This window comes from Microbacterium sp. EST19A (assembly GCF_019969685.1).
GTDB lineage: Bacteria > Actinomycetota > Actinomycetes > Actinomycetales > Microbacteriaceae > Microbacterium.
In genome coordinates, this window is record NZ_JAHXYZ010000002.1 from 864,192 (window position 1) to 886,645 (window position 22,454).

A 22,454-nucleotide genomic window follows, 5' to 3' on the forward strand; every position below is an offset into this window, starting at 1 on the left:
AGAAACCTCGCAGAACGACGCGGATGCCGTCAGGCGAGCCGCTCCGCCGCCTCGACCACGTTGGTCATGAGCAGCGCGACGGTCATCGGGCCGACACCGCCGGGGTTCGGCGACAGGTAGCCGGCGATCTCGACCACGTCGGGGTGCACGTCTCCGAAGACCAGGCTCTTGCCGGTCTCGGGGTCGGTCTCCCGGGTGACGCCCACGTCGAGCACGGCCGCGCCGGGCTTGACGTCTTCGGCGCGGATCAGGTGCTTGACGCCCGCGGCGGCGACGATGACGTCGGCCTCGCGCAGATAGCGCGGCATGTCGACCGTGCCGGTGTGCGTGAGCGTGACCGTGGCGTTCAGGTCGCGCCGCGTGAGCAGCAGTCCGATGGAGCGGCCGATCGTGACGCCACGACCGACGACGACCACGTGCTTGCCCTGGAGGTCGTAGTCGTTGCGCAGCAGCAGCTCGATCACACCGCGCGGCGTGCACGGCAGCGGGGTGTGGATCGGCGCGTTCACGTTCAGCACGAGCCGCCCGAGGTTGGTCGGGTGCAGGCCGTCGGCATCCTTCGCCGGGTCGATCCGCTCGAGGATGGCATCGGTGTCGATGTGCTTCGGAAGCGGCAGCTGCACGATGTAGCCGTGGCACGCCGGGTCGGCGTTGAGCTCATCGATCAGCGCCTCGACGTCGGCCTGCGTGGCATCGGCGGGCAGCTCGCGCTGGATCGAGTTCATCCCGATCGCCTCGGACTGCCGGTGCTTCATGCCCACGTAGAGCTGCGATGCGGGGTCGGCGCCGACGAGCACGGTGGCGATGCCGGGAGTGATCCCCTTCGCCTTCAGCGCCGCGACCCGCTCGGTCAGCTCGGCTCGGATCTCGGCGGCCGCCGCCTTGCCGTCGAGGACGACAGCGGTCACTGCTGCAGGTCCGGGTAGAGCGGGAAGCCGGCGGCGAGCGCGTCGACCCGTGCACGCAGGGCCTCGACATCGGCGCCCGGGATGAGCGCCAGCGCGATGATGTCGGCGACCTCGGTGAACTCGGCGTCGCCGAAACCGCGGGTGGCGAGCGCGGGCGTGCCGATACGCAGACCCGAGGTCACCATCGGCGGACGCGGGTCGTTCGGCACTGCGTTGCGATTCACCGTGATGCGGATGTCGTGCAGCAGGTCTTCGGCCTGCTTGCCGTCGATCTCGGCGTCGCGCAGGTCGACCAGCACCAGGTGCACGTCGGTGCCGCCCGAGCGCACGCCGATGCCGGCATCCTTCACGTCCTGCTGCGAGAGGCGCTCCGCGATGAGGGCGGCACCGCGGAGGGTGCGCTCCTGGCGCTCGGCGAACTCGGGAGTGGCCGCAAGCTTGAACGCGGTCGCCTTGGCGGCGATCACGTGCATGAGCGGTCCGCCCTGCTGGCCCGGGAAGACGGCAGTGTTGATCTTCTTGGCGATGTCGGCGTCGTTCGTGAGGATGAAGCCCGAACGCGGACCGCCGATGGTCTTGTGCACGGTCGACGACACGACGTGCGCGTGCGGCACCGGGTTGGGGTGCAGGCCCGCGGCCACGAGGCCGGCGAAGTGCGCCATGTCGACCCAGAGGAGGGCCCCGACCTCGTCGGCGATCGCGCGGAAGGCTTCGAAGTCGAGGGTGCGGGGGTACGCCGACCAGCCGGCGATGATGACCTTCGGCTTGTGCTGGATGGCGAGCTGGCGCACCTCATCCATGTCGATGATCGAGGTCTCGGGGTCGACGCCGTACGCGACGATGTCGTAGAGGCGGCCGGAGAAGTTGATCTTCATGCCGTGCGTGAGGTGGCCGCCCTGGTCGAGCGAGAGGCCGAGCAGCGTGTCACCGGGGCGGGCGATCGCGTGCAGCACGGCCGCGTTGGCCGAAGCGCCGGAGTGCGGCTGGACGTTCGCGAACTCCGCGCCGAACAGGCTCTTCGCCCGCTCGATCGCCAGCGACTCGGCGACGTCGACCTCTTCGCAGCCGCCGTAGTAGCGGCGACCCGGGTAACCCTCGGCGTACTTGTTGGTGAGCACGGACCCCTGCGACTGCAGCACCGAGACGGGCACGAAGTTCTCGGACGCGATCATCTCGAGGAAGGTCTGCTGACGCTTCAGTTCACGGTCGAGGACCTGTGCGATCTCGGGGTCGACCTCGGAAAGCGGGGCGTTGAAGTAACGGTCGGTCATGATGACATGCTCCTCTGACAACGGATTCGAAAGGGTGTACCGATCGGCCCAGGCGCGCGGTCGAATTCCGTGGTCAGTCGCTCCCCGGTGGTAGTCCACCCAGACGCCAGTTGCGACGATTACGAGCATACCGGATTCCCTCTGTGACCCAGGCCGGGTCCACGGTAGGTTTTGTTCATGGTCTTTACCCATTCCCTTCCGCTCGTGCCCGCGCCCGCGTCCGCCATCGCAGGGGAAGGACGGATGCCGATCGCCGCGACGACGCGCGTGCTCGGCTCGTCCCCCGCCGCGACGCAGCTGATCGACGCGGTCGAGCGACGCAGCGGCATCCGTCTCTCCCCTGCCGATTCCGCAGCCGACGCCGCTGCCGCCGACATCGAACTCCGCGTCGATCCCGCCGTGGCGGCGCCCGAGGGATACACGCTCACGGTCGGCGATCGGATCGAACTCGTCGGCGCCGACGAGGCCGGACTCTTCTACGGCGTGCAGACCCTGCAGCAGCTGCTCCGCGAGGACGAAGACGGATCATGGGGCTTCCTCCGCGCCGAGATCCAGGATGCTCCGCGCTTCGCCCGACGGGGCGTCATGCTCGACGTCACGCGGCACTTCTTCGACGTCGACGAGGTCGAGAAGTTCATCGACAGCATCAGCGCGTTGAAGTTCAACCACCTGCACCTGCACCTGAGCGACGACCAGGGCTGGCGGATCCAGATCGACTCGTGGCCCCTGCTGACCGAGCTTTCTTCCTCGACCGCGGTGGACGGCGCACGCGGAGGCTTCTATTCGAAGGACGACTACCGCGCGATCGTCGCGTATGCGGCCGACCGGCACATGATCGTGATCCCCGAGATCGACCTCCCGGGTCACACCCATGCGATCGGCGTCGCCTACCCCGAGCTCGTCGAGGCTCCGGTGCTGAGCGAGGCGTTCCTGGCCGAGTCCGCACAGCAGGGCCAGGCCCTTCCCGTGCACGGCGAGTCGTACCTGGGCACGGGCGTCGGCCACTCCAGCGTGCGGATCCACGAGGAGCGCACCTACGACTTCGTGCGCGACGTCGTGCGCGAGCTCGCCGAGATCACGCCCGGCCCCTACATCCACGTCGGCGGCGACGAGTCGCTGGGCACGCCTCAGGCCGACTTCGATCTCTTCGCCGAGCGCGTCACGGCGATCGTCTTCGAGGCCGGCAAGACCCCGATCGCCTGGCACGAGATGGGATCCGCGGCCGACATCGCCGAGGGCACGGTCGGCCAGTACTGGGGCAAGACCACGCCGGAGGGGACGCATGCCGAAGAGGCCGCGCACTTCGTGGAGCGCGGCGGGGCGCTGATCATGTCCGCCGCCGACGTCGCCTACCTCGACATGAAGTACTCGGAGGACTTCCCCCTCGGACTGACCTGGGCCGCGATCATCGACGTCCGCTCGGCCTACGAGTGGGAGCCGACCGCGATCCTCGACGTGCCGGATGCCGCCATCCTCGGCATCGAGGCACCCCTGTGGGCCGAGACCACCCGCACGCTCAGCGACGTCGAGCAGCTCGTCTTCCCCCGCGCGGCCGCACAGGCCGAGGTCGCCTGGTCACCCCAGGAGGCACCGGAGCGCGTGTGGGAGTCGTTCCGCGTGCGCCTCGGCTCGCTCGCGCCGCTGTGGAAGGCTGAGGGGGTCGACTTCCACCCCGCTGACGAGATCCCCTGGAGCGCGCGTTGAGCATCCATTCCTCCGCGACCGGTTCGCTGGTCATCCATTCCGCGCGCATCGTCGACGGGGGCGAGATCGTCGACGACGGCTGGGTGCGCTTCGTCGACGGCTCGGTCGTCGGACGCGGGACGGGTAAGACCTGGGAGCCGGCCGACGAAGTACTCGATGCCCGCGAGGTCGCAGGGCCGGGAGCCGTCCTCACGCCCGGATTCGTCGACATCCACGGCCACGGCGGCGCCGGAGCGGCGTTCGATGACGGCATCGAGGCGATCCGCACCGGCCGCGCCCTGCATCGCGCGCACGGCACGACCCGCGCCGTCGTCTCACTGGTCACGGCACCGCTCGACGAGCTCGCCCGCAGCGCCGCGATGGTCGCCGATCTCATGGAGACGGATGCCGACATCCTCGGCTCGCACCTCGAGGGCCCGTTCCTCGACCCCGCGCACCACGGCGCGCACGAGCCGTCGCTGCTGCGGGCTCCGGCCCCCGCCGACGTCGCACTCCTGCTCGAGGCCGGTCGCGGCACCGTGCGCCAGGTCACGATCGCTCCGGAGCTGCCCGGCGGCCTCGACGCCATCCGCCAGATCGTCGCCACCGGCGCCGCGGCGGCCGTCGGACACACGAGTGCGGATGCCGCGATGGCGGTCGCCGCGTTCGAAGCAGGGGCATCGATCCTCACGCACGCCTTCAACGCGATGCCGGGCATCCACCACCGCGCCCCCGGGCCCGTGCTCGCCGCGGCGGCGGACCACCGCGTCATCCTCGAGGCGATCGCCGACAACGTGCATCTCGACCCGCACGTGATCAAGCTCGTCTTCGACTCGGCGCCCGGCAGAGTGGCGCTGATCACGGATGCGATGGCGGCGGCAGGCAGCGCCGACGGTCACTACGACCTGGGCGCGGTGAGCGTCACGGTCGAGAACGGCGTGGCGCGGGCGGACGACACGGGTTCGATCGCCGGGTCGACGCTCACGCAGGACGTCGCGCTGCAGCGAGCGGTGCAGGCGGGTGCGACGCCGGCCGAGGCGGTGCGCGCCCTGACGGAGACGCCGGCGAGAGCCGTCGGACGCGGGGCCGTGCTCGGAAGTCTCCGCTCGGGCTTCACCGCGGATGCCGTCCTGCTGGACGCAGAACTGCACGTCGCGCGCGTATGGGTGGGATCGCGGCTGCTCGAAGGTTGAGAGCCGCGCATCGCGCGACGACGCGCAGCTCTGCGCTCTCCGGTCGTTCGTGAAGCGGGGTGGGAGGCCGCCTCTCCCCAGATCGGCGGCCTCATCCCCCTCATAGAGAGGGGGGCCGAGAACTCCTCCCCCGAGGCTCCCGACCCGCCCAGCCGGTGCAGTTGCCCCTCGCACCAGCGCCTGAAATCCGCCCCCCGGTGGAATTCGTATGGCTGTCTCTATGGGATGAGACGAAGCGGATGCCGATTCATTACGCGAGTTCTCAGATTTTCTTCGAGTTGTTTCGGCGGGCACCGACGAAATAAGTCAAGACCTGGGATTTATCCCGAGGGCGAAAACCTTCCGAAGATCCGGTCGAGGGGTGGCCAAGCTGGGAGATCCGGGAGAGAATGAAGAGACGCGTGATGAGATCCACTCTCGCGCGTCTCTTCCTGTGGAGGCGTTCCTGCGCCCCAGGAGCGATGGATGACAGTGCACGAAGAGAACACACACCACGACGAGCCGATCGGCGATGCCGACCTGATCCTCCGCGCCCGCTCGGGCGACACGGAGGCCTTCGGCGAACTCTGGCGACGCCACTACCCGTCGGGCCTCTCCGTCGCGCGCTCGATCACGTCCTCGATCGACCCCGATGATCTGGTCCAGGAGTCGTACACCCGCATCTACCAGGCGATCATCAAGGGCGGTGGCCCGAACGGCTCGTTCCGCGCCTACCTGTTCACGAGCATCCGCAACACCGCTGCCGCCTGGGGACGCTCCCGTCGCGAGACCGCGATCGACGAACTCGACACGGTCGCCGACCCGGAGAGCACCGATCAGGCCGCCAACGAGGCCCTCGACCGCAGCCTCACCGCGCAGGCCTTCCGCAGCCTTCCCTCCCGCTGGCAGGAGGTGCTCTGGTACACCGAGATCGAGCAGATGAAGCCCCAGGAAGTGGCTCCGCTCCTCGGCATGAAGTCCGGAGCGGTGTCGCAGCTCGCGTTCCGCGCACGCGAGGGTCTGCGTGAAGCGTGGATCCAGGCGCATCTGCGCAGCGCCGCACCCGGCTCGGACTGCCAGTGGACGATCGAGCACCTCGGCGCCTACTCGCGTGGCAACCTCGGCACCCGCGACCACAAGCGCCTCGAGCTGCACCTCGACGAATGCGCCCGCTGCATGATCGTCGCCGCCGAGGCGAAAGACGTGTCGACGCGCCTCGCACTCGTGCTGCTCCCCCTCGTGCTCGGCGTCACCGGCGCCGCAGGGTATCTCGCCACGCTGCAGGGCGGCGGCGCGCCGATCGTGGCCCTCGCCGCGATGCCCTCCAGCGTCCCCGGCGGCGTCTTCGCCGGTGACGCAGGTTCGTCCGGTGCCGTCGCACTCGGGGCAGGATCCGGGAGCGGCGCCGCCGGCTCCACCGGAAGCGCAGGCGGCGGAGCAGGCGTCGCCACCGGCGCAGGGGCCTCCGGCGGCATGCTGACCGGGATGGGCGCGCTCGTCGGCGCAGGCTCCGCTGCACTGGTCGTCGCGGGCGTCGTCGCTGCGGCGACGATCATCCCCGGCCTCGCCGGCGCCGACCCGGCGACCTCGCTCCCGAGCGCCGCCGACGCGGACTCCTCCTCGATCACCTCCGACGTCGGACCCGACGCCTCGATGAACCTCGACGAGCCGATCGTGATCGAGCAGCAGATCGACGAGCCCGAAGAAGCACCCGCACCGCCGGCCGACGAGACCACCTCGCCGGCGCCCTCCGAGCACACGGGCCCGGTCGTCGCACCGCCGACGCCGCCCATCGTGACGGACCCCGAGGACGAGACGGATCCCACCGATCCGGAAGGCCCGGGCGACGGTACCGATCCGACGGACCCCACCGATCCGACCGACCCCACGGATCCCACAGACCCGACGGATCCCACCGATCCGACCGATCCCACGGACCCGACCGATCCCACAGACCCGACGGATCCCACTGATCCCACAGACCCGACCGATCCGACAGATCCCACAGACCCGGCCGTTCCGACCACGGCGCCGTCGTGGTCCGCGGCCACGATCTCCTTCCAGGGTCTGCGCGTGCATTACAGCGTGCCCGTCACGGGTGTTCCCGGAACGACCGTGGAGGCGCTGCTCGACGGCAGCCGAGGCGGCGGCGGCGAGGTCGTCCTGGACTCCCTCGGCCAGGGAACGATCGATCTGCGACCCGACCTTCTGCAATACCTGCTGGCGTCCAGCACGACGGTGACGTTCCGCTACGTGCTCGCCGACGGCTCCGGTCCGTCCGCCGACACGACGCTGAACGCGCTCGGCGCGCCGATCGTGATCATCGAGGTGAGCGCGGACTCCGCCCTGGTTCAGGAGCAGACTGCGCTCGATGAGAGCGCGGCATCCGCCCCGGTCGAAGAGGCCGCTCCCACCGAACCTGCCCCGGTCGCCCCCGTCGATGCCGCTACGGTCGTGCCCGTGGAGCCCGCTCCCGCCGCGCCTGTCGAGGTGGAGCCCGCCCCTGCGGCGCCCGTGGAGTCGCCGACTGCACCCGTGGAGCAGGTCGCACCCGTCGATGCCGCTCTGCCACCGGCCGAGGAGCCCGCGCCCGCCGAATAGACTGGATCCATGCCTCAGGATTCTGCACCCGTCCCCGGCGTCGTCCGTCCGGTCATCACCGTTCTCGACGTGGTCCGCGCGATCGTGCTGGTCGTCGTCGTGGCATCTCTGGCCCTGTGGGGATTCGCCAGCTGGTCCCTCCCGTGGAACGTCATCGCGGGCCTGGGCGCCCCGATCGTCGTGCTGCTGATCTGGGCGCTGTTCCTGTCGCCGCGTCCGGTGCTGCGGGTTCACCCGTTCCTCCGCGCGGCCGTCGAGCTCTTCATCTACGTGGGCGTCACGATCGCGTGGTGGTCGATGGGTCAGGCGCTCATCGGCACCGCCTTCGCGCTCGTCGCGATCGTCACGGGCGTCCTCACCGGTCGACGCGCCCTGTCGTGAGGACGCGGCCGTGACCGCGCTGGCCCTGCTGCAGGAGACGCTCGGAGCCCTCGTGGACGTGCGCCCCGACGCACTCGAGGAAGCACGCGCCGACCGCTCCGGTCATGCCGCCATGGGGCGCCCGCTCGTCGTCGTGCACGCCGAGACCGTGGAGCACGTGCAGCAGACCATGCGGATCGCCTCCGCCACCCGCACGCCCGTGGTCGTGCGGGGTGCCGGTACGGGCCTCGCGGGTGCGGCCAATGCGGGTGAGGGCGAGATCGTGCTCTCCATGCGACGGATGAGCGCGATCCTCGAGGTGCGACCGGACGACCTGCTCGCCGTCGTCGAACCCGGCATCCTCAACGCCGACCTGAACGACCAGCTCGCCGCGCATGGCGTGTGGTGGGCTCCCGACCCTGCCAGTCGCGACATCTCGACGGTCGGCGGCAACATCGCGACCGGCGCCGGCGGTCTGCTCTGCGCCAAGTACGGCGTCGTGCGCGACGCGGTGCTCGGTGTCGACCTCGTGCTCGCCGACGGGCGGCTGATGCGCCTCGGACACCGCAGCGTCAAGGGCGTGACCGGCCTCGACCTCACCTCGCTGGTGATCGGCTCGGAGGGCACGCTGGGCGTCGTCGTCGGCGCCACCCTGAAGCTGCGCCGCCTCGTTCCCGGAGACGTCTGCACCGTCACCGCGACCTTCCCCGGCGTCCGCGCGGCAGCGGCAGCATCCGCCGCCGTCACCGCCGCAGGCGTGCAGCCGGCGATCATGGAGCTCATGGATGCCGCGAGCCTCGCGGCCGTGCACGCCCTGCTCGGCCTGCCTGCCCCCGCCCCGGGTGCCGCGCAGCTGACCATCCGCACCGACGGCCCGGCCGCCGCGACCGAGGCCGACACGATCGCGCAGGTCCTGCGCGCTCACGAAGGAGCCACGACCGTCTCGCACGACCGGGAGGAGGGCGAGCGGCTGCTCGCCATCCGTCGATCGATGCACGCGGCGATGGCCTCCCTCGGCACCACCCTGATCGAAGACGTGTCGGTGCCGCGCAGCGCGATGCCGGCGATGTTCGACGAGATCGCGCGCATCGAACGCGACTTCGGCCTCACGATCCCCACGGTCGCCCACGCCGGCGACGGCAACCTGCATCCGAACTTCATCTTCGAGGGGTCCGAGACTCCGGCGCACGTCTGGGCGGCCGCGGATGAGCTGTTCCGCGCGGCGATCCGCCTCGGCGGCACCCTGACCGGCGAGCACGGCATCGGCGTACTGAAGCGCCGCTGGCTCGCCGACGAACTCGGCGAGGACCAGTGGCAGCTGCAGCGTCAGATCGCCGCGGTGTTCGATCCGCTCGGCATCCTCAATCCCGGAAAGGTCTTCGAGCCCGATGCCTGACATCCATGTGAGCGCCGCCGTGATCGTCGACGACGACGGACGCGTGCTCGTCGTCCGCAAGCAGGGCACGACGAGGTTCATGCAGCCCGGCGGCAAACCGGAGCCCGGCGAATCGCCCGCGCAGACGCTGATCCGCGAACTGCACGAAGAGCTCGGGCTGCAGCTCGACGAAGCCGATCTGCAGCCGCTCGGCACCTTCATCTCCGAGGCGGCCAACGAGCCGGGTCATCGCGTCGTCGCCGAGGCCTTCGCGACCACGATCGACCCCGCGTCGGCATCGGTGCAGGCCGAGCTCGCCGAGCTGCGCTGGATCACACCGGCCGACACCGCGACGCTGCCGCTCGCGCCGTTGAGCCTCGAGCACCTGCTGCCCATCGCCTGGCCCGCGCACACGCCCTGACAGCAGGCGGACACACGAGATCAGGCCGATTCCGGGCGTGACCTCATCCGGCCGCGACCCGCGAGATGTCAGATGCCCTGCCAGGAAGGCTTGTTGGCGAACGTGTAGCGGTAGTAGTCGGCGAGCCGGAGGCGGGATGCCGCAGCCTCGTCGACGACGACCGTGGCATGCGGGTGCAGCTGGATCGCGGAGCCGGGGAGGAAGGCCGTGAGCGGCCCCTCCACCGCGTCGGCGACCGCCTGCGCCTTGCCCTCGCCGAACGCCAGCAGCACGAGGTGACGGGCCTTGAGGATCGTGCCGAGGCCCTGCGTGATGCAGTGCCGGGGCACGTCGTCGATCGAGTCGAAGAAGCGCGCGTTGTCTTCGCGGGTCTGCTCTGTCAGCGTCTTGACACGGGTCTGCGAGGCGAACGACGAGCCCGGTTCGTTGAATCCGATGTGGCCGTCGGTGCCGATGCCGAGGATCTGCAGGTCGACGCCTCCCGCCGCGGCGATCGCAGCCTCGTAGTCGTCGCCGGCGTGCTGGATCGTCGCCTCGGCCCCGTTCGGCACGTGGATGCGCCGCGGGTCGAGTCCGAGGGGCTCGACCACCTCGCGCGTGATCACCGAGCGGTAGCTCTCCGGATGCGCAGGATCGATGCCGACGTACTCGTCGAGCGCGAATCCGCGTACCTGCGACACGTCATGCCCGGCCAGCTGCGTGCGCAGCGCCAGGTAGACCGGCAGCGGCGTGGACCCGGTGGCGAGCCCCAGCACCGCGTCGGGGCGGCGATCGATGAGCTCCACGATCTCCGTGGCGACCAGCGCGCCGGCAGCTGCCGCGTTCTCGACGATGACGACCTCAGCCATGGGGGACGATCTCCTTCTCGGGTACGGATGCGCCCACCAGTGCGGCGCCGAAAGCGGCGGCGGGAGAACCCGCGGGAAGCAGTTCGATTCTCTCATCGAGGCGCAGCGACCGCATGAACGGTGACGCCTCGGCCCCGGCGTGCAGCGCGGCGCGGATGCCGTCCTCGAGGCGGGCGCCGAGGGCGGTGAGTCCCCCGCCGATCACGACGGTCTCGACATCAGCCGACAGCACGAGCACCCGCACGGCCGCGGCGGCTCCGTGGTAGAGGTCGCCGCGCAGCGCCAGGGCCAGGGGGTCGCCGGCATCCGCGGCGTCGAAGATGTCTCTGATCGGGAGGGCGCCGGGGCGACCCCAGGCCTTCGCCAGAGCGCCGCCGCCGCAGAACGTCTCGATGCAGCCGAGCTGCCCGCACCCGCACAGGCGTCCGTGCGGATCGACCGAGAGGTGTCCGACCTCGCCGGCGGTCCCGCGCGCACCGCGCCAGATGCGGCCGTCGATGACGATGCCGGCAGCGACCCCGGTGCCGAGGTTGAGGTAGGCCATGGATCCGGCGACTCCGCTCAGGACGGCGGCGCCGAGCGCTGCGGCCTTCACGTCGTTCTCCACCCGGAACGGGACGCCCAGCATCCGCTCGGCGCGTGCGGCGAGATCCAGCGACTGCACGCCGAGGTTGACCGCATGCTCCACCCGGCCCTCCTCGACGTCGACCAGACCGGGGATGCCGATTCCGACGGAGCCGATGGACGAGACCGCGAGCCCCGTCTCGTCGGCGAGCGCGGTGACGGTCATGACGATGCTCTCGACGACGGCGTCCGCACCCCAGCCTGTGGAGCGACGGATGCGCCCGAGGATGTCGCCGGAGGGCGAGACGGCGACCGCGTCGATCTTCGTCCCGCCGACGTCCAGGCCCACGCGAATCGGCCGACCGGTGCGGTCGGCGGCGTCTGCCCCGGTCATCGGAGGTCGCGTGCTTCGGTCGCGGCGGCGCGGGTCACGACACTCCCAGCTGTCCCGACAGCACCATCACCGCGGCTCCGCGCAGCACGATGTCGTCCTGGTGGGTGCGGCGCACGACGACGTCTTCGAAGACGCCCTCGAGGGTTCGCGCGTGCAGGGTCTCGATCGCGGCGTCGATGAGGATGCCGTCGAGCAGGTCGGCCGGTCCCGAGAGCACGACCTCGGAGAGATCGAGGGCGGCGACGATCGGAGCGATCGCGATCGCCATCCGGGTGCCCGAGTCGCGGAGGATCTCGTCCCGCGCCTCGGGGTCGGCGGCGAGCGCCTCGCGCATGCGGCTGACGCTGAGCCAGGCCTCCAGGCATCCGTCCTTGCCGCAGGCGCAGCGGGGTCCACCGTCCGTGCCGACGACGACGTGTCCGATCTCCCCCGCCGCGAAACGGCTGCCGAGCAGCGGCTGGCTGCCCGTGATGAGTCCGGCGCCGACACCGCGGCCGAGCTTGATGAGCATGAAGTCGGCCTTCGCGTCGCCGAACGTGTACTCGGCGAGCACCGCCGCGTTGGCGTCGTTGCGGGCGAGGACCGGAAGGTCGAGGTCGACGCTCAGCTTCGCCTCGAGCGGGAAGTCGGACCAGCCGAGGTTCGGCGAGCTGAGCACGACGCCGTCGGGGCGGACGACACCGGGAGTGCCGATGCCGACGCCCAGGAGGGGCTGCGTGGACGCCGCGACGAGCGTGCGGGCGAGTTCGAGTGCGGCGGCGTAGGCGGCATCGCCGTCCGGGGACTCCGGGCGGGCCACTTCGCGTCGCTCGAGGACGTCGCCGTCGAGACTGAGGACCGCGCCTTCGAACGCGTTCGGGCCGGAGAGGTCGAGCCCGATGATCTGGTGGCCGACGCGGTCGATGTCGATCAGGATCGGGGGCTTGCCCGGACCGACGGCCTCGCGCACGCCCATCTCGATCACGATGCCGTCGGCGATGAACTCGGCGACGAGGTCGGAGATGGTGACGCGGGTGAGCCCGGTCTCCCGGGAGAGGTCCGCGCGGCTCATCGCTCCGGCGTGGTACAGCGTCTGCAGCACGAGCGCGCGGTTGTGGCCGCGTGCGTGCTCGGGCAGCACCTTGGAGCGGGAGCGCAGGTGGCGGCCGGGGCCGAAGGCATGCGTGTTCGCACCGCCGTACTCCGACGGTGGTGCGGCACGCTGGTCATCCGAAACGGACATGTTTGTTAGTAGACCTTACGAACAAAATTTGTGCAACCTCTGCCGCGGGACGCGCGGCGAGGGTTACCGAAACGTTACATTACTTTCGATACGGCGTCGGGGGTGATTCCGAGAGCTCGACGAGCCGTGAGACGAGACGCGTGACGATCTCCTCCCGCGCCTCGATCGTGAGCGGTTTCCCGGGGACGCCGGGGCGTCTCTGATCGGGCGCAGGGCCGTCTTGGGGACGATACCGCACGCCCGCGGCTCCGAGGCGGCGGAGGTGCGTCGGGAGGCGGCGCCCGAAGTCGGCGTAGGGCCTGGGCTCCCCTCCCTCCCACAGCCTCTCGGCGATCGCGGACAGCCGAGGGAACATCGCGAAGTCGACCCGATCCCTGGTCGGCAGATGCTCGCTCCAGACGTTCGCTTGTCCGCCGACGGCGCCGTCCTCGACACGGAGCGTGTACGCCCGCTCGATGCTCAGAGGCGGACCGACGCGGATCGGCTCCTCCGCCGACTCCGACTGCGGGTAGTCCAGATACACCTCGAGATCGGGGCACGCGACGACCGGGATGCCGCGCCGCAGCGCCTCGCGCATCGCGACCGGACCCCGCCAGGCGAGCACCCGGACGCCGTCCGGCACCTCCCCCTCGAGCACCTCGTCCCACGCCAGCGCGGTCCGTCCGCGGCTGCGGACATGCGCCACGAAATGCGCGGTGAACCACGGCTGCACGTCGTGCGGGGTGGCGAGCCCGAGCTCCTTCATCCGCTCGGCGGCCGCAGGGCTCTGCGCCCACTCGGTGACGGGCACCTCGTCGCCGCCGATGCCGATCCACTCCGCGTCGAACACCTCGCACAGTGCGTCGATCGCGGCGCGGCCGAACGCCAGCGACTCCTCGGTGGGCGCGAGCGTCCGCGGGTTCACTCCGAAGCGCTCCCACGGCGCCGTGACCTGCTCGCCGACGTCGGTGTTGCCCAGCTCGGGGTATGCGGCGAGACCGGCCTGGATGTGGCCGGGGAGCTCGACCTCCGGCACCAGCGTGACGAACCGTTCGGCGGCGTAGGCGACGAGGTCGCGCAGCTGGTCGGCGGTGTAGAACCCCTCGTGCACTCCCGGTTCGACGGTCGCGAGGGGTCCGTGCCCGCGCTGCGTCGCCGCACGGCGGGAGCCGACCTCGGTCAGGCGCGGGTAGCCCGGCACCTCGAAGCGCCAGCCCTGGTCATCCGTCAGGTGCAGGTGCAGCACGTCGAGATGGTGGTCGGCGAGGAGGTCGATGAGTCGGCGGACTTCATCCACGGGGCGGAAGTGCCGGGCGACATCGAGCATCATCCCGCGCCAGCCGTATGCGGGCGCTCCCTGCCAGACGCCGGCGGGAACGACCCCGGACTCGGTGTCCGGATCCCGGAGCTGCCGCAGCGTCGTACTGCCGCGGAACACTCCCGCCGGGCTCGCACCCCGGATCTCGATGCCGTCGGCAGCGACGGTCACCCGGAAGGCTTCCTCCCTGGCGCGCGCATCCTCGCCGACCTCGTCCGCGACTCCGGCGTCGACCACGAGGCGGATCGCCGGCGCACCCCCGGACGCTCCTCCCCCACCCAGTCGGGCGACCGAGCCCTCGAGCCCCGGTCCCGCGATGATCGGCGTCCGCGGCGACCAGGAGAATCCGGGAACGGACGGGTCGATGCGCGCGTCGATGCGCGGCACCGTCGCGCGGTGCGCGGGCGGCGGCATCCGGAGTGCTCGCCCCGGCGTCGCGCCGGTGATCTCTCCGGCAAGGATCACGGGCACGCCTCCGACGAGCACCTCGACGATGCCGGTCGGCGCCTCCCGCGGCTGCTCGAAGGTCGCACCGGCGGCGATGGTCTGCGCATCGAACAGCACGAGATCTGCCGTGGCGCCTGCGCGGATGATGCCACGCGGCGCGTCCCCGCGGTCCAGGCCCAGTCGTGCGGCGGGAGTGCCGGACAGGTGCCGGATCCCCTCCTCGAGGGTGAGGATGCCGAGTTCGCGCACGTAGTGCCCGAGGTAGCGCGGGAACGTGCCGCGACCTCGCGGGTGCGGGCGGGCGCCGATCAGGATGCCGTCGCTGCCGCCCGTGTGCCGCGGATGCCGCATGATCGCCCGGACGTTCTCCTCATCGCCGATGTGCATCAGGATGCCGGTGGCACCGGCGTCCGCGATGATCGTGTCGAGCACGACGTCGACGGCGCGGAGACCTGCCGTCGAGGCGATCTCGGCGATCGTGCGCCCGACGAGGTCGGTGATGGCAGGGTTCGCGACCCCGGAGATCTGGATCTGCGACCAGTCGGCCTTCTCGCCGTGGAAGCCGTCGCAGCCGATCTCCTCGAGCTCCACGCGCACGCCCTCCCGGTCGGCCGCATCGAGCGCGGAGAGGGTGCGCAGCAGGTCGCCGGTCGCGGCGAGCCTGCTGGGCAGCAGGGCCGACAACGTGGTCGCCCCCGGCAGGTACGGGTAGGTGTCGAGCGTCACGTCGACGCCGTCGGCGAGGGCCTCGTCGACCAGCGCGAGCAGCTCTTCCGCGCGGCCGCGGTTCGGGGCGAAGTTCATCGTCGCGTGGGTCAGGTGGATCGCGCAGCCGGTGCGCCGACCGATGTCGAGGGCCTCGCGGTAGGCGTCGAGCGCCCCCGCGCCGTAGCTGCGGGTGTGCGGCGCCCAGTAGCCGCCGCGCTCGGCGACGACACGGCAGAGCGCTTCGAGTTCCGCGGTGTCGGCGTACATGCCGGGCGTGTAGGTGAGGCCGCTGGACATCCCGAAGGCCCCCGCGTCGAGCGCCTGACCGAGCAGCTCCGACATCGCCGCGACCTCGTCCGGCGTCGCGCGCCGGTTCTCGTGCCCGACGACCATCATCCGCAGGTTCCCCTGCGGCACGAGCACGGCGGCGTTCCCGACGGCCGCCGTGTCGATCGCTGCGAGCAGGTCGTCCATCGTGCGCCAGGGTGCGGATGCCGCCATGCCGTTCCAGCCCGCGATCTGCGCGGGGATGACGGATGCCGTCGCCTCGTCGAGCGGGGCGTAGCCGAGGCCGTCCTGTCCGAGCACCTCGGTCGTGACCCCCTGCCGGATCTTCGCGTCGTGCGCGGCGCCGGTGAGCACCGCGAGATCGCTGTGCGCGTGCATGTCGATGAAGCCCGGCGCGAGCACGAGCTCCGCGGCATCGATCTCGACCGTCCCCTCCGGCAGCTCGAGCTCGAGGGAATCGGCATCCGCGCTCTTCACGATCGCGACGATCCTGGCGCCCTCCACCGCGACGTCGGCGACGTAGCGCGGAGCGCCGGTGCCGTCGACGACGGTCGCGGCACGATAGATCCGCACGAGACCGGCCGCCGCCTTCTCCGCACTCAGAAGCATGTCGCGACCGCCCCGATCACGCGTGGGTCCGCCGCATCCGGATCGTCGATGACGGCGACGACCTTCCACTTGTCGAAGGCCGTGCACGGGTGCGAGAGGCCGAGCCGGACGACCTCGCCGACCGACACCTCTGCCCCGTCGGCGAGTCGGAGGAACGCATGCTGGTCGTTGAGGGCGGTGATCTCGCCGCCCACCGACTGCGGCACGGGGAGGTCGATGTCGAACGGCACATCCCGTCGTCCGGCGTCGAGCAGGGCGAGGCCCTCTTCCGGGTGGGAGAGCACACGGGCCCAGGCATGCATCGCCGATCGCAGCGGAGCGGTGCCGGTGAGCGGCCCGAACGGCGACATCCGGCTGTAGAAACCGTCGTCGTGGATCTGGAACGCCCCGGACCGCAGCACGACGTCGGCGCCCTCGCTCCGCGCCAGCACGGCCGCGGCGCGGTCGGGGAACGAGCTTCCTCCCGCGCTGAGCACGGGGCGGACGCCGTCGGGATATGCGAGACGCCGGTGCAGCTCGACGAGCGACTGCAGATACCGGTCGACGGCCGCGACCGAGGCGTCGCTGCGGTCGGGCCCGAACGGTCCTTCGTAGCCGGCGACCCCGGCGAGCCGCAGGCCCGGAGCTGCGGAGATCGCTCGGGCGATGCGCTCCCCCTCCTCGAGCGTGCGGGCGCCGGTGCGTCCGGCCGCGCCGCCGAGTTCCACCAGGACGTCGAGCGGCCGCTCCGCGTCGGCCAGCGCGCCCGCCAGGATCTCCACTCCCGCGAGAGAGTCCGCCCAGCACAAGATGCGCAGCCCGTCGTCAGCGGCGAGAAGCTCACCGAGGCGCGACGCGGCTGCCGCATCCGTGACGGCGTTCGCGATCAGGACCGTCGGCACACCGGCGTCGACGGCCACCTCGGCCTGCCAGGCGGTCGCGACGGAGATACCCCACGCTCCGGCATCCAGCAGGCGCTGCCACAGCGCCGGCGCCATCGTCGTCTTGCCGTGCGGCGCGAGGAGCACGCCCTCGGCGCGAGCCCAGGAGAACACGGTCGCCTCGTTGTGGGCGAGCGCAGCCTCGTGCACCGTCAGCACCGGGGTGACGAGGTCGGAGAGATGCAGATCCGCGTCGGCGACCTCCGAGAGACGCAGCCCGGATGCGCGGGCCGGGAAGCCCTTCACCCAGGCGCCGAGAAGGGGGTCCGGAATTTGTAGAGGCACCTAACAAGGCTACTAGGGTGGAACCATGACCGCGAAGACCCGAGTTTCCACCGACGCCGCCCCCGCTCCCGCTCACACGTTCTCGCAGGGCGTTCGAAAGGGACCGATCGTCCAGGTGTCCGGTCAGGGCCCCGTCCACCCCGAGACGAACGAGTACCTTTTCCCGGGCGACGTCGCCGCGCAGACCACCCGCACTCTCGAGAACGTCAAGGCGATCGTCGAAGCCTCGGGCGCGACCTTCGACGACGTCGTGATGCTGCGCGTGTACCTCACCAAGCGCGAGGACTTCCCGATCATGAACGAGGCGTACGGCGCCTTCGTGACCGCCCACACGACGAGCGGCGTGCTCCCCTCGCGCACCACCGTCTTCACCGGTCTGCCCCGCGAGGAGATGCTGGTCGAGATCGACGGACTCGCCGTCATCAGCTGACCCTCGTTTTTCCGGCGTCATCTGCGCCGAGGACCGTTGCCTCCCCGTTATCTCCCATCCCGTACTATTGAGCAACAGGACACGTGAGAACCGGGGGGTGAAGTTCGTGACCGATGTGATCTCAGTGCCGGGCGCAGCAGCAGGGGCAAGAGGCGACGACGACGCGCCCACCTCCGTGATCTCGCCCACCGGCACTCCCACCGACGCCATGCCGCCGGCCGACGGCGACCAGCCGCTGGCCTGGGCACCCATCGAACCCGCGCCGAAGAAGCGCCGTCTCGGTCTGTGGATCGGACTCGGCATCGGAGTCATCGCGCTCGGCGCCGGCGCGGCCTCGACGATCCTCATCGCCCCCGGCACCACGGTCGCCGGCATCCCGGTCGGCTGGATGACGCCGGGCGCCGCCGCAGACGCGATCAACGCGCACCTCACCGAGACCGAGGTCGTCCTCACCGGCGACGGCGAAGGCACCGTGCTGACCGGAGCCGATCTGGGCGCCACCGTCGACGCGACGGCCCTCGCCGATGAGGCGTTCGCCACCGCCCCGATGTGGAACCTCGGCGCCTGGATGGGCGACCCCGTACCCGCCGACATCGCATTCGACACCGAGATGGCCACGAGCGCGCTGCGCGCCGCCGTGCCGAGCAGCTTCGAAGATCCGGTCGACGCGGGCGTCACGTTCGACGCGGCCACCGCGGCCTACGTCACGACCCCGTCCGAGACCGGAACCGGAATCGACGTCTCCGCGCTCAACGCCGCATTCGTCGACGCCGTCGCAGGCGGCAGCAAGACCGTCGAGTTCCCGGGCGGCCCGACCGAAGCGCTCGCCGCCGTCTCCGACGACGACGCCTCCGCGACCGCCGCGAAGCTCAACACCATGCTCACCACGATCGGCTTCTACGTCGGCGAGGAGCGCACGGTGCCCATCGATCCGGCCACCGCCGCGACCTGGCTCACGGTCGTCGACGATGACGGCCAGCTGCGTATCGAGGCCGACCCTCAGGTGATCAAGGCCACCTCCGACTACCTCGGCATGGTCGTAGACCGCGCGCCGGTCAACGCCACGAGCATCGTCGACTCCGCGGGCAACGTGCTGCGCGACGAGCAGGCCGGTGTCACCGGCCGCACGGTGGGCGACACGTCCGGCGTCGCCGAGGACTTCGCTCAGCAGCTCGCTGCCGGCGACGGCGTCTTCCCGCTCGACGTCACCGAGGTCCCCTTCGAGACGGTCACGCTGTTCCGCAAGATCGACGTCGACCTCGGCTCGCAGCGCGCGACGCTCTACGAGAACGGCAACGTCGTGAACTCCTGGGCGGTGTCCACCGGGCTTCCGGGCACGGCGACCCCGACAGGCAACTTCAAGGTCTTCGCGCACACGCGCATGCAGGACATGGGTTGCTACCCCGGAGCCCCGTACTGCACCGAGAACGTGCCGTGGATCACCTGGTTCACCACGAACATCGGCTTCCACGGCACCTACTGGCACAACAACTTCGGCAACCGGATGAGCCACGGCTGCGTCAACCTGCCGATCGACCTGGCCAAGTACGTCTACGACTGGTCGCCCGTCGGCCTCGAGGTCTCCGTCCACAACTGACGTCTCCTCCGGGAGATGCACGAAGGGGCCGGATGCGATTCGCATCCGGCCCCTTCGTGTTCCCGTCAGCGCAGCGCGTCGACGATGCCGTTCAGCGTGGTGGACGGACGCATGATCTTCTCGACGAGCGCGACGTCCGGACGGTAGTAGCCGCCGATCTCGACCGGCTGGCCCTGCACCGCGTTGAGCTCGGAGACGATGGTCTCCTCATTCTCGGCGAGCGTGGCGGCGATCGGCGCGAAGGACGCGGCGAGCTCGGCATCCTTCGTCTGCGCGGCCAGCTCCTGAGCCCAGTACAGGCTCAGGTAGAAGTGGCTGCCGCGGTTGTCGATCGTGCCGAGTGCACGGCCCGGTGAACGGTCCTCTTCGAGGAAGGTGCCGGTCGCCGCATCCAGCGTCTCGGCGAGGACGCGGGCCTTCTCGTTGCCCGTGCGGTCGGCGAAGTGCTCGAGCGAGGCGGCCAGCGCGAAGAACTCGCCCAGCGAGTCCCAACGGAGGTAGTTCTCCTCGACGAGCTGCTGCACGTGCTTGGGCGCAGAACCGCCGGCGCCGGTCTCGAACAGGCCGCCACCCGCGAGGAGCGGGACGATCGAGAGCATCTTGGCGCTCGTGCCCACCTCGAGGATCGGGAACAGGTCAGTGAGGTAGTCGCGGAGCACGTTGCCGGTGACCGAGATCGTGTCGAGGCCGTGACGCATGCGCGCGAGCGTGTAGCGCGTGGCCTCCTCGGGCGCGAGGATCGTGATCGTGAGGCCCTTGATGTCGAGGGTCGCGAGACCCTGGTGCACCTTGGCGATGATCTGCGCGTCGTGCGAGCGGTTCGCATCGAGCCAGAACACGGCAGGCACGCCGCTCGCCCGTGCGCGGTTGACCGCGAGCTTCACCCAGTCCATCACCGGGATGTGCTTGGTCTGCGTGGCGCGCCAGATGTCGCCGGCGCCGACCTGGTGCTCGATCAGCACCGTGCCCTCACCGTCGAGCACCTGGACGATGCCGTCCGCAGCGATCTCGAACGTCTTGTCGTGGCTGCCGTACTCCTCGGCGGCCTGCGCCATGAGACCCACGTTCGGCACGGTGCCGATGGTCGCGGGGTCGAGCGGACCGTTCGCGATCACGTCGTCGATCACGGCCTGGTACACGCTGGCGTAGGAGGAGTCGGGGATGACCGCGAGAGTGTCGGCCTCGCCGCCGTCCTTGCCCCAGAGCTTGCCGCCGTTGCGCACGAGTGCGGGCATCGACGCATCGACGATGACATCGCTCGGCACGTGCAGGTTCGTCGTGCCCTTGTCGGAGTTCACGTACGACAGGCGCGGCCCCTCGGCGATGGCCTTGTCGAACGCCGCGGCGATCTCGTCGCCTCCCGCCACGTTCGCGAGCCCCGTGAGGATCGAGCCGAGGCCGTCGTTCGCGCTCAGCCCGGCGTCGGCGAGCTGGTCGCCGTACTGGGCGAACACGTCCTTGAAGAACGCCTTCACGACGTGGCCGAAGATGATCGGGTCGCTGACCTTCATCATCGTCGCCTTGAGGTGCACGGAGTAGAGGATGTCGTCGGCCTTGGCCGTCGCCAGCGTCTCGACGAGGAACGCGTCCAGCTCCTTGGCGGAGAGGAAGGTCGCGTCGATGATCTCGCGCGGCAGGACCTTGAGTCCCTCCTTGAGCACGGTGACGGTGCCGTCTGCCGCCGTGTGGCGGAAGCTCAGCACGTCGTCGTGAGCAGCCACCCACGAGCGCTCGTTGTGCTTGAAGTCGTCGTGGCCGAGGGTCGCGACACGCGTCTTCGAGCCCTCTGCGAACGGCTTGTTCCGGTGCGGGTGCTTCTTGGCGTAGTTCTTCACCGCCAGCGGCGCGCGACGGTCGCTGTTCCCCTCGCGGAGCACCGGGTTCACCGCGGATCCCTTGATGCGGTCGTAACGGGCGCGCACGTCCTTCTCCTCGAGCGAAGACGGCTCGTCCGGGAAGTCGGGGATGTCGTAGCCCTGCTTCTGCAGCTCGGCGATCGCGCCCTTCAGCTGCGGGATGGATGCCGAGATGTTCGGCAGCTTGATGATGTTCGCCTCGGGCAGGGTGGCCAGGCCGCCGAGCTCGGCCAGCGAGTCGCCGACCTGCTGCTCCGGGGTCAGCTTCTGCGGGAAGGCGGCGAGGATGCGGCCGGCGAGCGAGATGTCGCGGGTCTCGACCTCGATGCCTGCCTGGCCGGTGTAGGCCTGGATGATCGGCAGGAAGGAGGCGGTGGCAAGTGCCGGCGCCTCGTCTGTGTAGGTGTAGATGATGGCGTCGTCGGTCACCAGGAGGTTCTCCGTTCGCGGGGTCTTTTTGTCTCGATACCAAGATACCTGAGCGGCTCTGGCCGCGTGGGCCGCGCGGCTCGCGCACGGCATCCGGATGCGATCATGATGCGGCCCTGAGCGAAATGTTCCGCCGAAACGTGTGCCTCCGCGTGGGAGGGGTTAGCCTGGGACCATGTCCGAACTGCGCATGGTCGAACTCTCCGCCGCGACGATCGTCGCCGTGAACAACCTGTCGCTCAAGCCCGGACAGGAGCAGTTCCTCGCGCCCGTCTCGTACGGGATCGCGGCCACCGTCATCAACCCGCAGACGTCCTGGCAGCGGGTGATCCTCGATCGCAACGAGGTCGTGGGATTCGTCAGCGCGAACTTCGACGGCGAGGCGCCCGAAGAGCACTTCCGCTCCGTGCTCTGGCGCATCAATGTCGACGCCGACGATCAGGGCCGCGGCGTCGGTCGCTTCGCGGTGGAGGCCCTCCTCGAAGAGGCGCGCAACCGCGAGGTCGACCATGTGAACGTGATCTACGAAGCAGGCGACGGAGGACCGGAGACGTTCTTCCACCGCGTCGGCTTCACGCCCGTCGGCGAGACGGCGTACGGCGAGGTCATCGCCGAGATCCGCGTCGCACCTTAGACCGGCGGCGGGGTCTCGAATCCCCTCCCCCATCGAGACTCCGTCGCCCCTGACCGATCATCGGCGGGACCGCTCCCACCGTGATGGTCACGAATATGTTGCGAGCGACCACAAAAAGCTTGCGCTCCCCGCCCC

17 protein-coding genes and 1 riboswitch are annotated in these 22,454 nt (G+C 70.3%); of the genes, 9 read left to right on the plus strand and 8 right to left on the minus strand.

What is annotated here, in order from left to right; translation table 11 throughout:
- Positions 1-29: 29 nt before the first annotated feature.
- Entirely contained in the window at positions 30-908 is an 879-nt protein-coding gene (locus LC452_RS14160) for a bifunctional methylenetetrahydrofolate dehydrogenase/methenyltetrahydrofolate cyclohydrolase (RefSeq protein ID WP_223626400.1), read from the minus strand.
- Positions 905-2,179, minus strand: coding sequence for a serine hydroxymethyltransferase (gene glyA / locus LC452_RS14165; protein ID WP_223626402.1), 1,275 nt, complete (start codon positions 2,177-2,179; stop codon positions 905-907). Before glyA ends, LC452_RS14160 begins: the two co-directional genes overlap by 4 nt.
- 39 nt (positions 2,180-2,218) lie before the next feature.
- Positions 2,219-2,303: riboswitch (ZMP/ZTP riboswitch) on the minus strand.
- A 53-nt stretch (positions 2,304-2,356) separates the two neighbouring features.
- Between glyA and LC452_RS14170 the strand changes: the two genes are divergently transcribed.
- The 6 genes from LC452_RS14170 (at position 2,357) to LC452_RS14195 (ending at position 9,791) form a co-directional block, all read left to right on the plus strand.
- The gene (locus LC452_RS14170) at positions 2,357-3,883 is read left to right on the plus strand and encodes a family 20 glycosylhydrolase (RefSeq protein WP_223626404.1); all 1,527 of its coding nucleotides are present in this window, start codon (positions 2,357-2,359) and stop codon (positions 3,881-3,883) included.
- Complete coding sequence (locus tag LC452_RS14175) at positions 3,880-5,055, plus strand: N-acetylglucosamine-6-phosphate deacetylase (protein ID WP_223626406.1); 1,176 nt, start codon at positions 3,880-3,882, stop codon at positions 5,053-5,055. The genes LC452_RS14170 and LC452_RS14175 overlap by 4 nt, the downstream gene beginning before the upstream one ends.
- A 465-nt stretch (positions 5,056-5,520) precedes the next feature.
- Complete coding sequence (locus tag LC452_RS22105; RefSeq protein ID WP_308116477.1) at positions 5,521-7,635, plus strand: sigma-70 family RNA polymerase sigma factor; 2,115 nt, start codon at positions 5,521-5,523, stop codon at positions 7,633-7,635.
- 9 nt (positions 7,636-7,644) lie between these two features.
- Positions 7,645-8,016: a YrdB family protein gene (locus tag LC452_RS14185; protein WP_223626408.1), complete on the plus strand. Its 372-nt coding sequence runs from the start codon at positions 7,645-7,647 to the stop codon at positions 8,014-8,016.
- 10 nt (positions 8,017-8,026) lie between these two features.
- Positions 8,027-9,391 (plus strand): FAD-binding oxidoreductase, encoded by a 1,365-nt coding sequence (locus LC452_RS14190; protein ID WP_223626410.1) that lies wholly within the window; start codon positions 8,027-8,029, stop codon positions 9,389-9,391.
- Positions 9,384-9,791 carry an NUDIX domain-containing protein gene (locus LC452_RS14195; RefSeq protein ID WP_223626412.1) on the plus strand — a complete coding sequence of 136 codons (408 nt, stop codon included), beginning with the start codon at positions 9,384-9,386 and terminating at the stop codon, positions 9,789-9,791. The genes LC452_RS14190 and LC452_RS14195 overlap by 8 nt, the downstream gene beginning before the upstream one ends.
- A 68-nt stretch (positions 9,792-9,859) precedes the next feature.
- Here LC452_RS14195 and LC452_RS14200 read toward each other — a convergent pair whose 3' ends face one another.
- The 5 genes from LC452_RS14200 to LC452_RS14220 form a co-directional block, all read right to left on the minus strand.
- Positions 9,860-10,639: a glucosamine-6-phosphate deaminase gene (locus LC452_RS14200; protein ID WP_223626413.1), complete on the minus strand. Its 780-nt coding sequence runs from the start codon at positions 10,637-10,639 to the stop codon at positions 9,860-9,862.
- Positions 10,632-11,597: an ROK family protein gene (locus LC452_RS14205; protein WP_223626415.1), complete on the minus strand. Its 966-nt coding sequence runs from the start codon at positions 11,595-11,597 to the stop codon at positions 10,632-10,634. The genes LC452_RS14200 and LC452_RS14205 overlap by 8 nt, the downstream gene beginning before the upstream one ends.
- A 34-nt stretch (positions 11,598-11,631) precedes the next feature.
- Complete coding sequence (locus LC452_RS14210) at positions 11,632-12,819, minus strand: ROK family transcriptional regulator (protein ID WP_223626416.1); 1,188 nt, start codon at positions 12,817-12,819, stop codon at positions 11,632-11,634.
- 79 nt (positions 12,820-12,898) lie between these two features.
- Positions 12,899-16,168: a family 20 glycosylhydrolase gene (locus tag LC452_RS14215; RefSeq protein ID WP_223626418.1), complete on the minus strand. Its 3,270-nt coding sequence runs from the start codon at positions 16,166-16,168 to the stop codon at positions 12,899-12,901.
- Entirely contained in the window at positions 16,159-17,373 is a 1,215-nt protein-coding gene (locus LC452_RS14220) for an alanine racemase (protein WP_223626420.1), read from the minus strand. Before LC452_RS14220 ends, LC452_RS14215 begins: the two co-directional genes overlap by 10 nt.
- Before the next feature lie 25 nt (positions 17,374-17,398).
- On the opposite strand from LC452_RS14220, the gene LC452_RS14225 reads away from it, so the two are divergent.
- Both LC452_RS14225 and LC452_RS14230 read left to right on the plus strand, forming a co-directional pair.
- Complete coding sequence (locus LC452_RS14225; RefSeq protein WP_223626422.1) at positions 17,399-17,803, plus strand: RidA family protein; 405 nt, start codon at positions 17,399-17,401, stop codon at positions 17,801-17,803.
- 97 nt (positions 17,804-17,900) lie between these two features.
- Positions 17,901-19,400 (plus strand): L,D-transpeptidase family protein, encoded by a 1,500-nt coding sequence (locus LC452_RS14230; protein ID WP_223626424.1) that lies wholly within the window; start codon positions 17,901-17,903, stop codon positions 19,398-19,400.
- Between the two features lie 65 nt (positions 19,401-19,465).
- Here LC452_RS14230 and LC452_RS14235 read toward each other — a convergent pair whose 3' ends face one another.
- A complete protein-coding gene (locus LC452_RS14235) occupies positions 19,466-21,685 on the minus strand; it encodes an NADP-dependent isocitrate dehydrogenase (protein ID WP_223626426.1) in 2,220 nt (739 codons plus the stop codon).
- 175 nt (positions 21,686-21,860) lie between these two features.
- Here LC452_RS14235 and LC452_RS14240 point away from each other — a divergent pair, with 175 nt between their 5' ends.
- Entirely contained in the window at positions 21,861-22,319 is a 459-nt protein-coding gene (locus LC452_RS14240; RefSeq protein WP_223626428.1) for a GNAT family N-acetyltransferase, read from the plus strand.
- Positions 22,320-22,454 lie beyond the last annotated feature (135 nt).

What these genes read in the sequence shown, in the direction of transcription:
- glyA (WP_223626402.1), bottom strand. Translation starts at nt 2,179, where the DNA reads ATGACCGACCGTTACTTCAACGCCCCGCTTTCCGAGGTCGACCCCGAG.
- LC452_RS14170 (WP_223626404.1), top strand. Translation starts at nt 2,357, where the DNA reads ATGGTCTTTACCCATTCCCTTCCGCTCGTGCCCGCGCCCGCGTCCGCC.
- LC452_RS22105 (WP_308116477.1), top strand. Translation starts at nt 5,521, where the DNA reads ATGACAGTGCACGAAGAGAACACACACCACGACGAGCCGATCGGCGAT.
- LC452_RS14185 (WP_223626408.1), top strand. Translation starts at nt 7,645, where the DNA reads ATGCCTCAGGATTCTGCACCCGTCCCCGGCGTCGTCCGTCCGGTCATC.
- LC452_RS14195 (WP_223626412.1), top strand. Translation starts at nt 9,384, where the DNA reads ATGCCTGACATCCATGTGAGCGCCGCCGTGATCGTCGACGACGACGGA.
- LC452_RS14200 (WP_223626413.1), bottom strand. Translation starts at nt 10,639, where the DNA reads ATGGCTGAGGTCGTCATCGTCGAGAACGCGGCAGCTGCCGGCGCGCTG.
- LC452_RS14205 (WP_223626415.1), bottom strand. Translation starts at nt 11,597, where the DNA reads ATGACCGGGGCAGACGCCGCCGACCGCACCGGTCGGCCGATTCGCGTG.
- LC452_RS14210 (WP_223626416.1), bottom strand. Translation starts at nt 12,819, where the DNA reads ATGTCCGTTTCGGATGACCAGCGTGCCGCACCACCGTCGGAGTACGGC.
- LC452_RS14215 (WP_223626418.1), bottom strand. Translation starts at nt 16,168, where the DNA reads ATGCTTCTGAGTGCGGAGAAGGCGGCGGCCGGTCTCGTGCGGATCTAT.
- LC452_RS14225 (WP_223626422.1), top strand. Translation starts at nt 17,399, where the DNA reads ATGACCGCGAAGACCCGAGTTTCCACCGACGCCGCCCCCGCTCCCGCT.
- LC452_RS14240 (WP_223626428.1), top strand. Translation starts at nt 21,861, where the DNA reads ATGTCCGAACTGCGCATGGTCGAACTCTCCGCCGCGACGATCGTCGCC.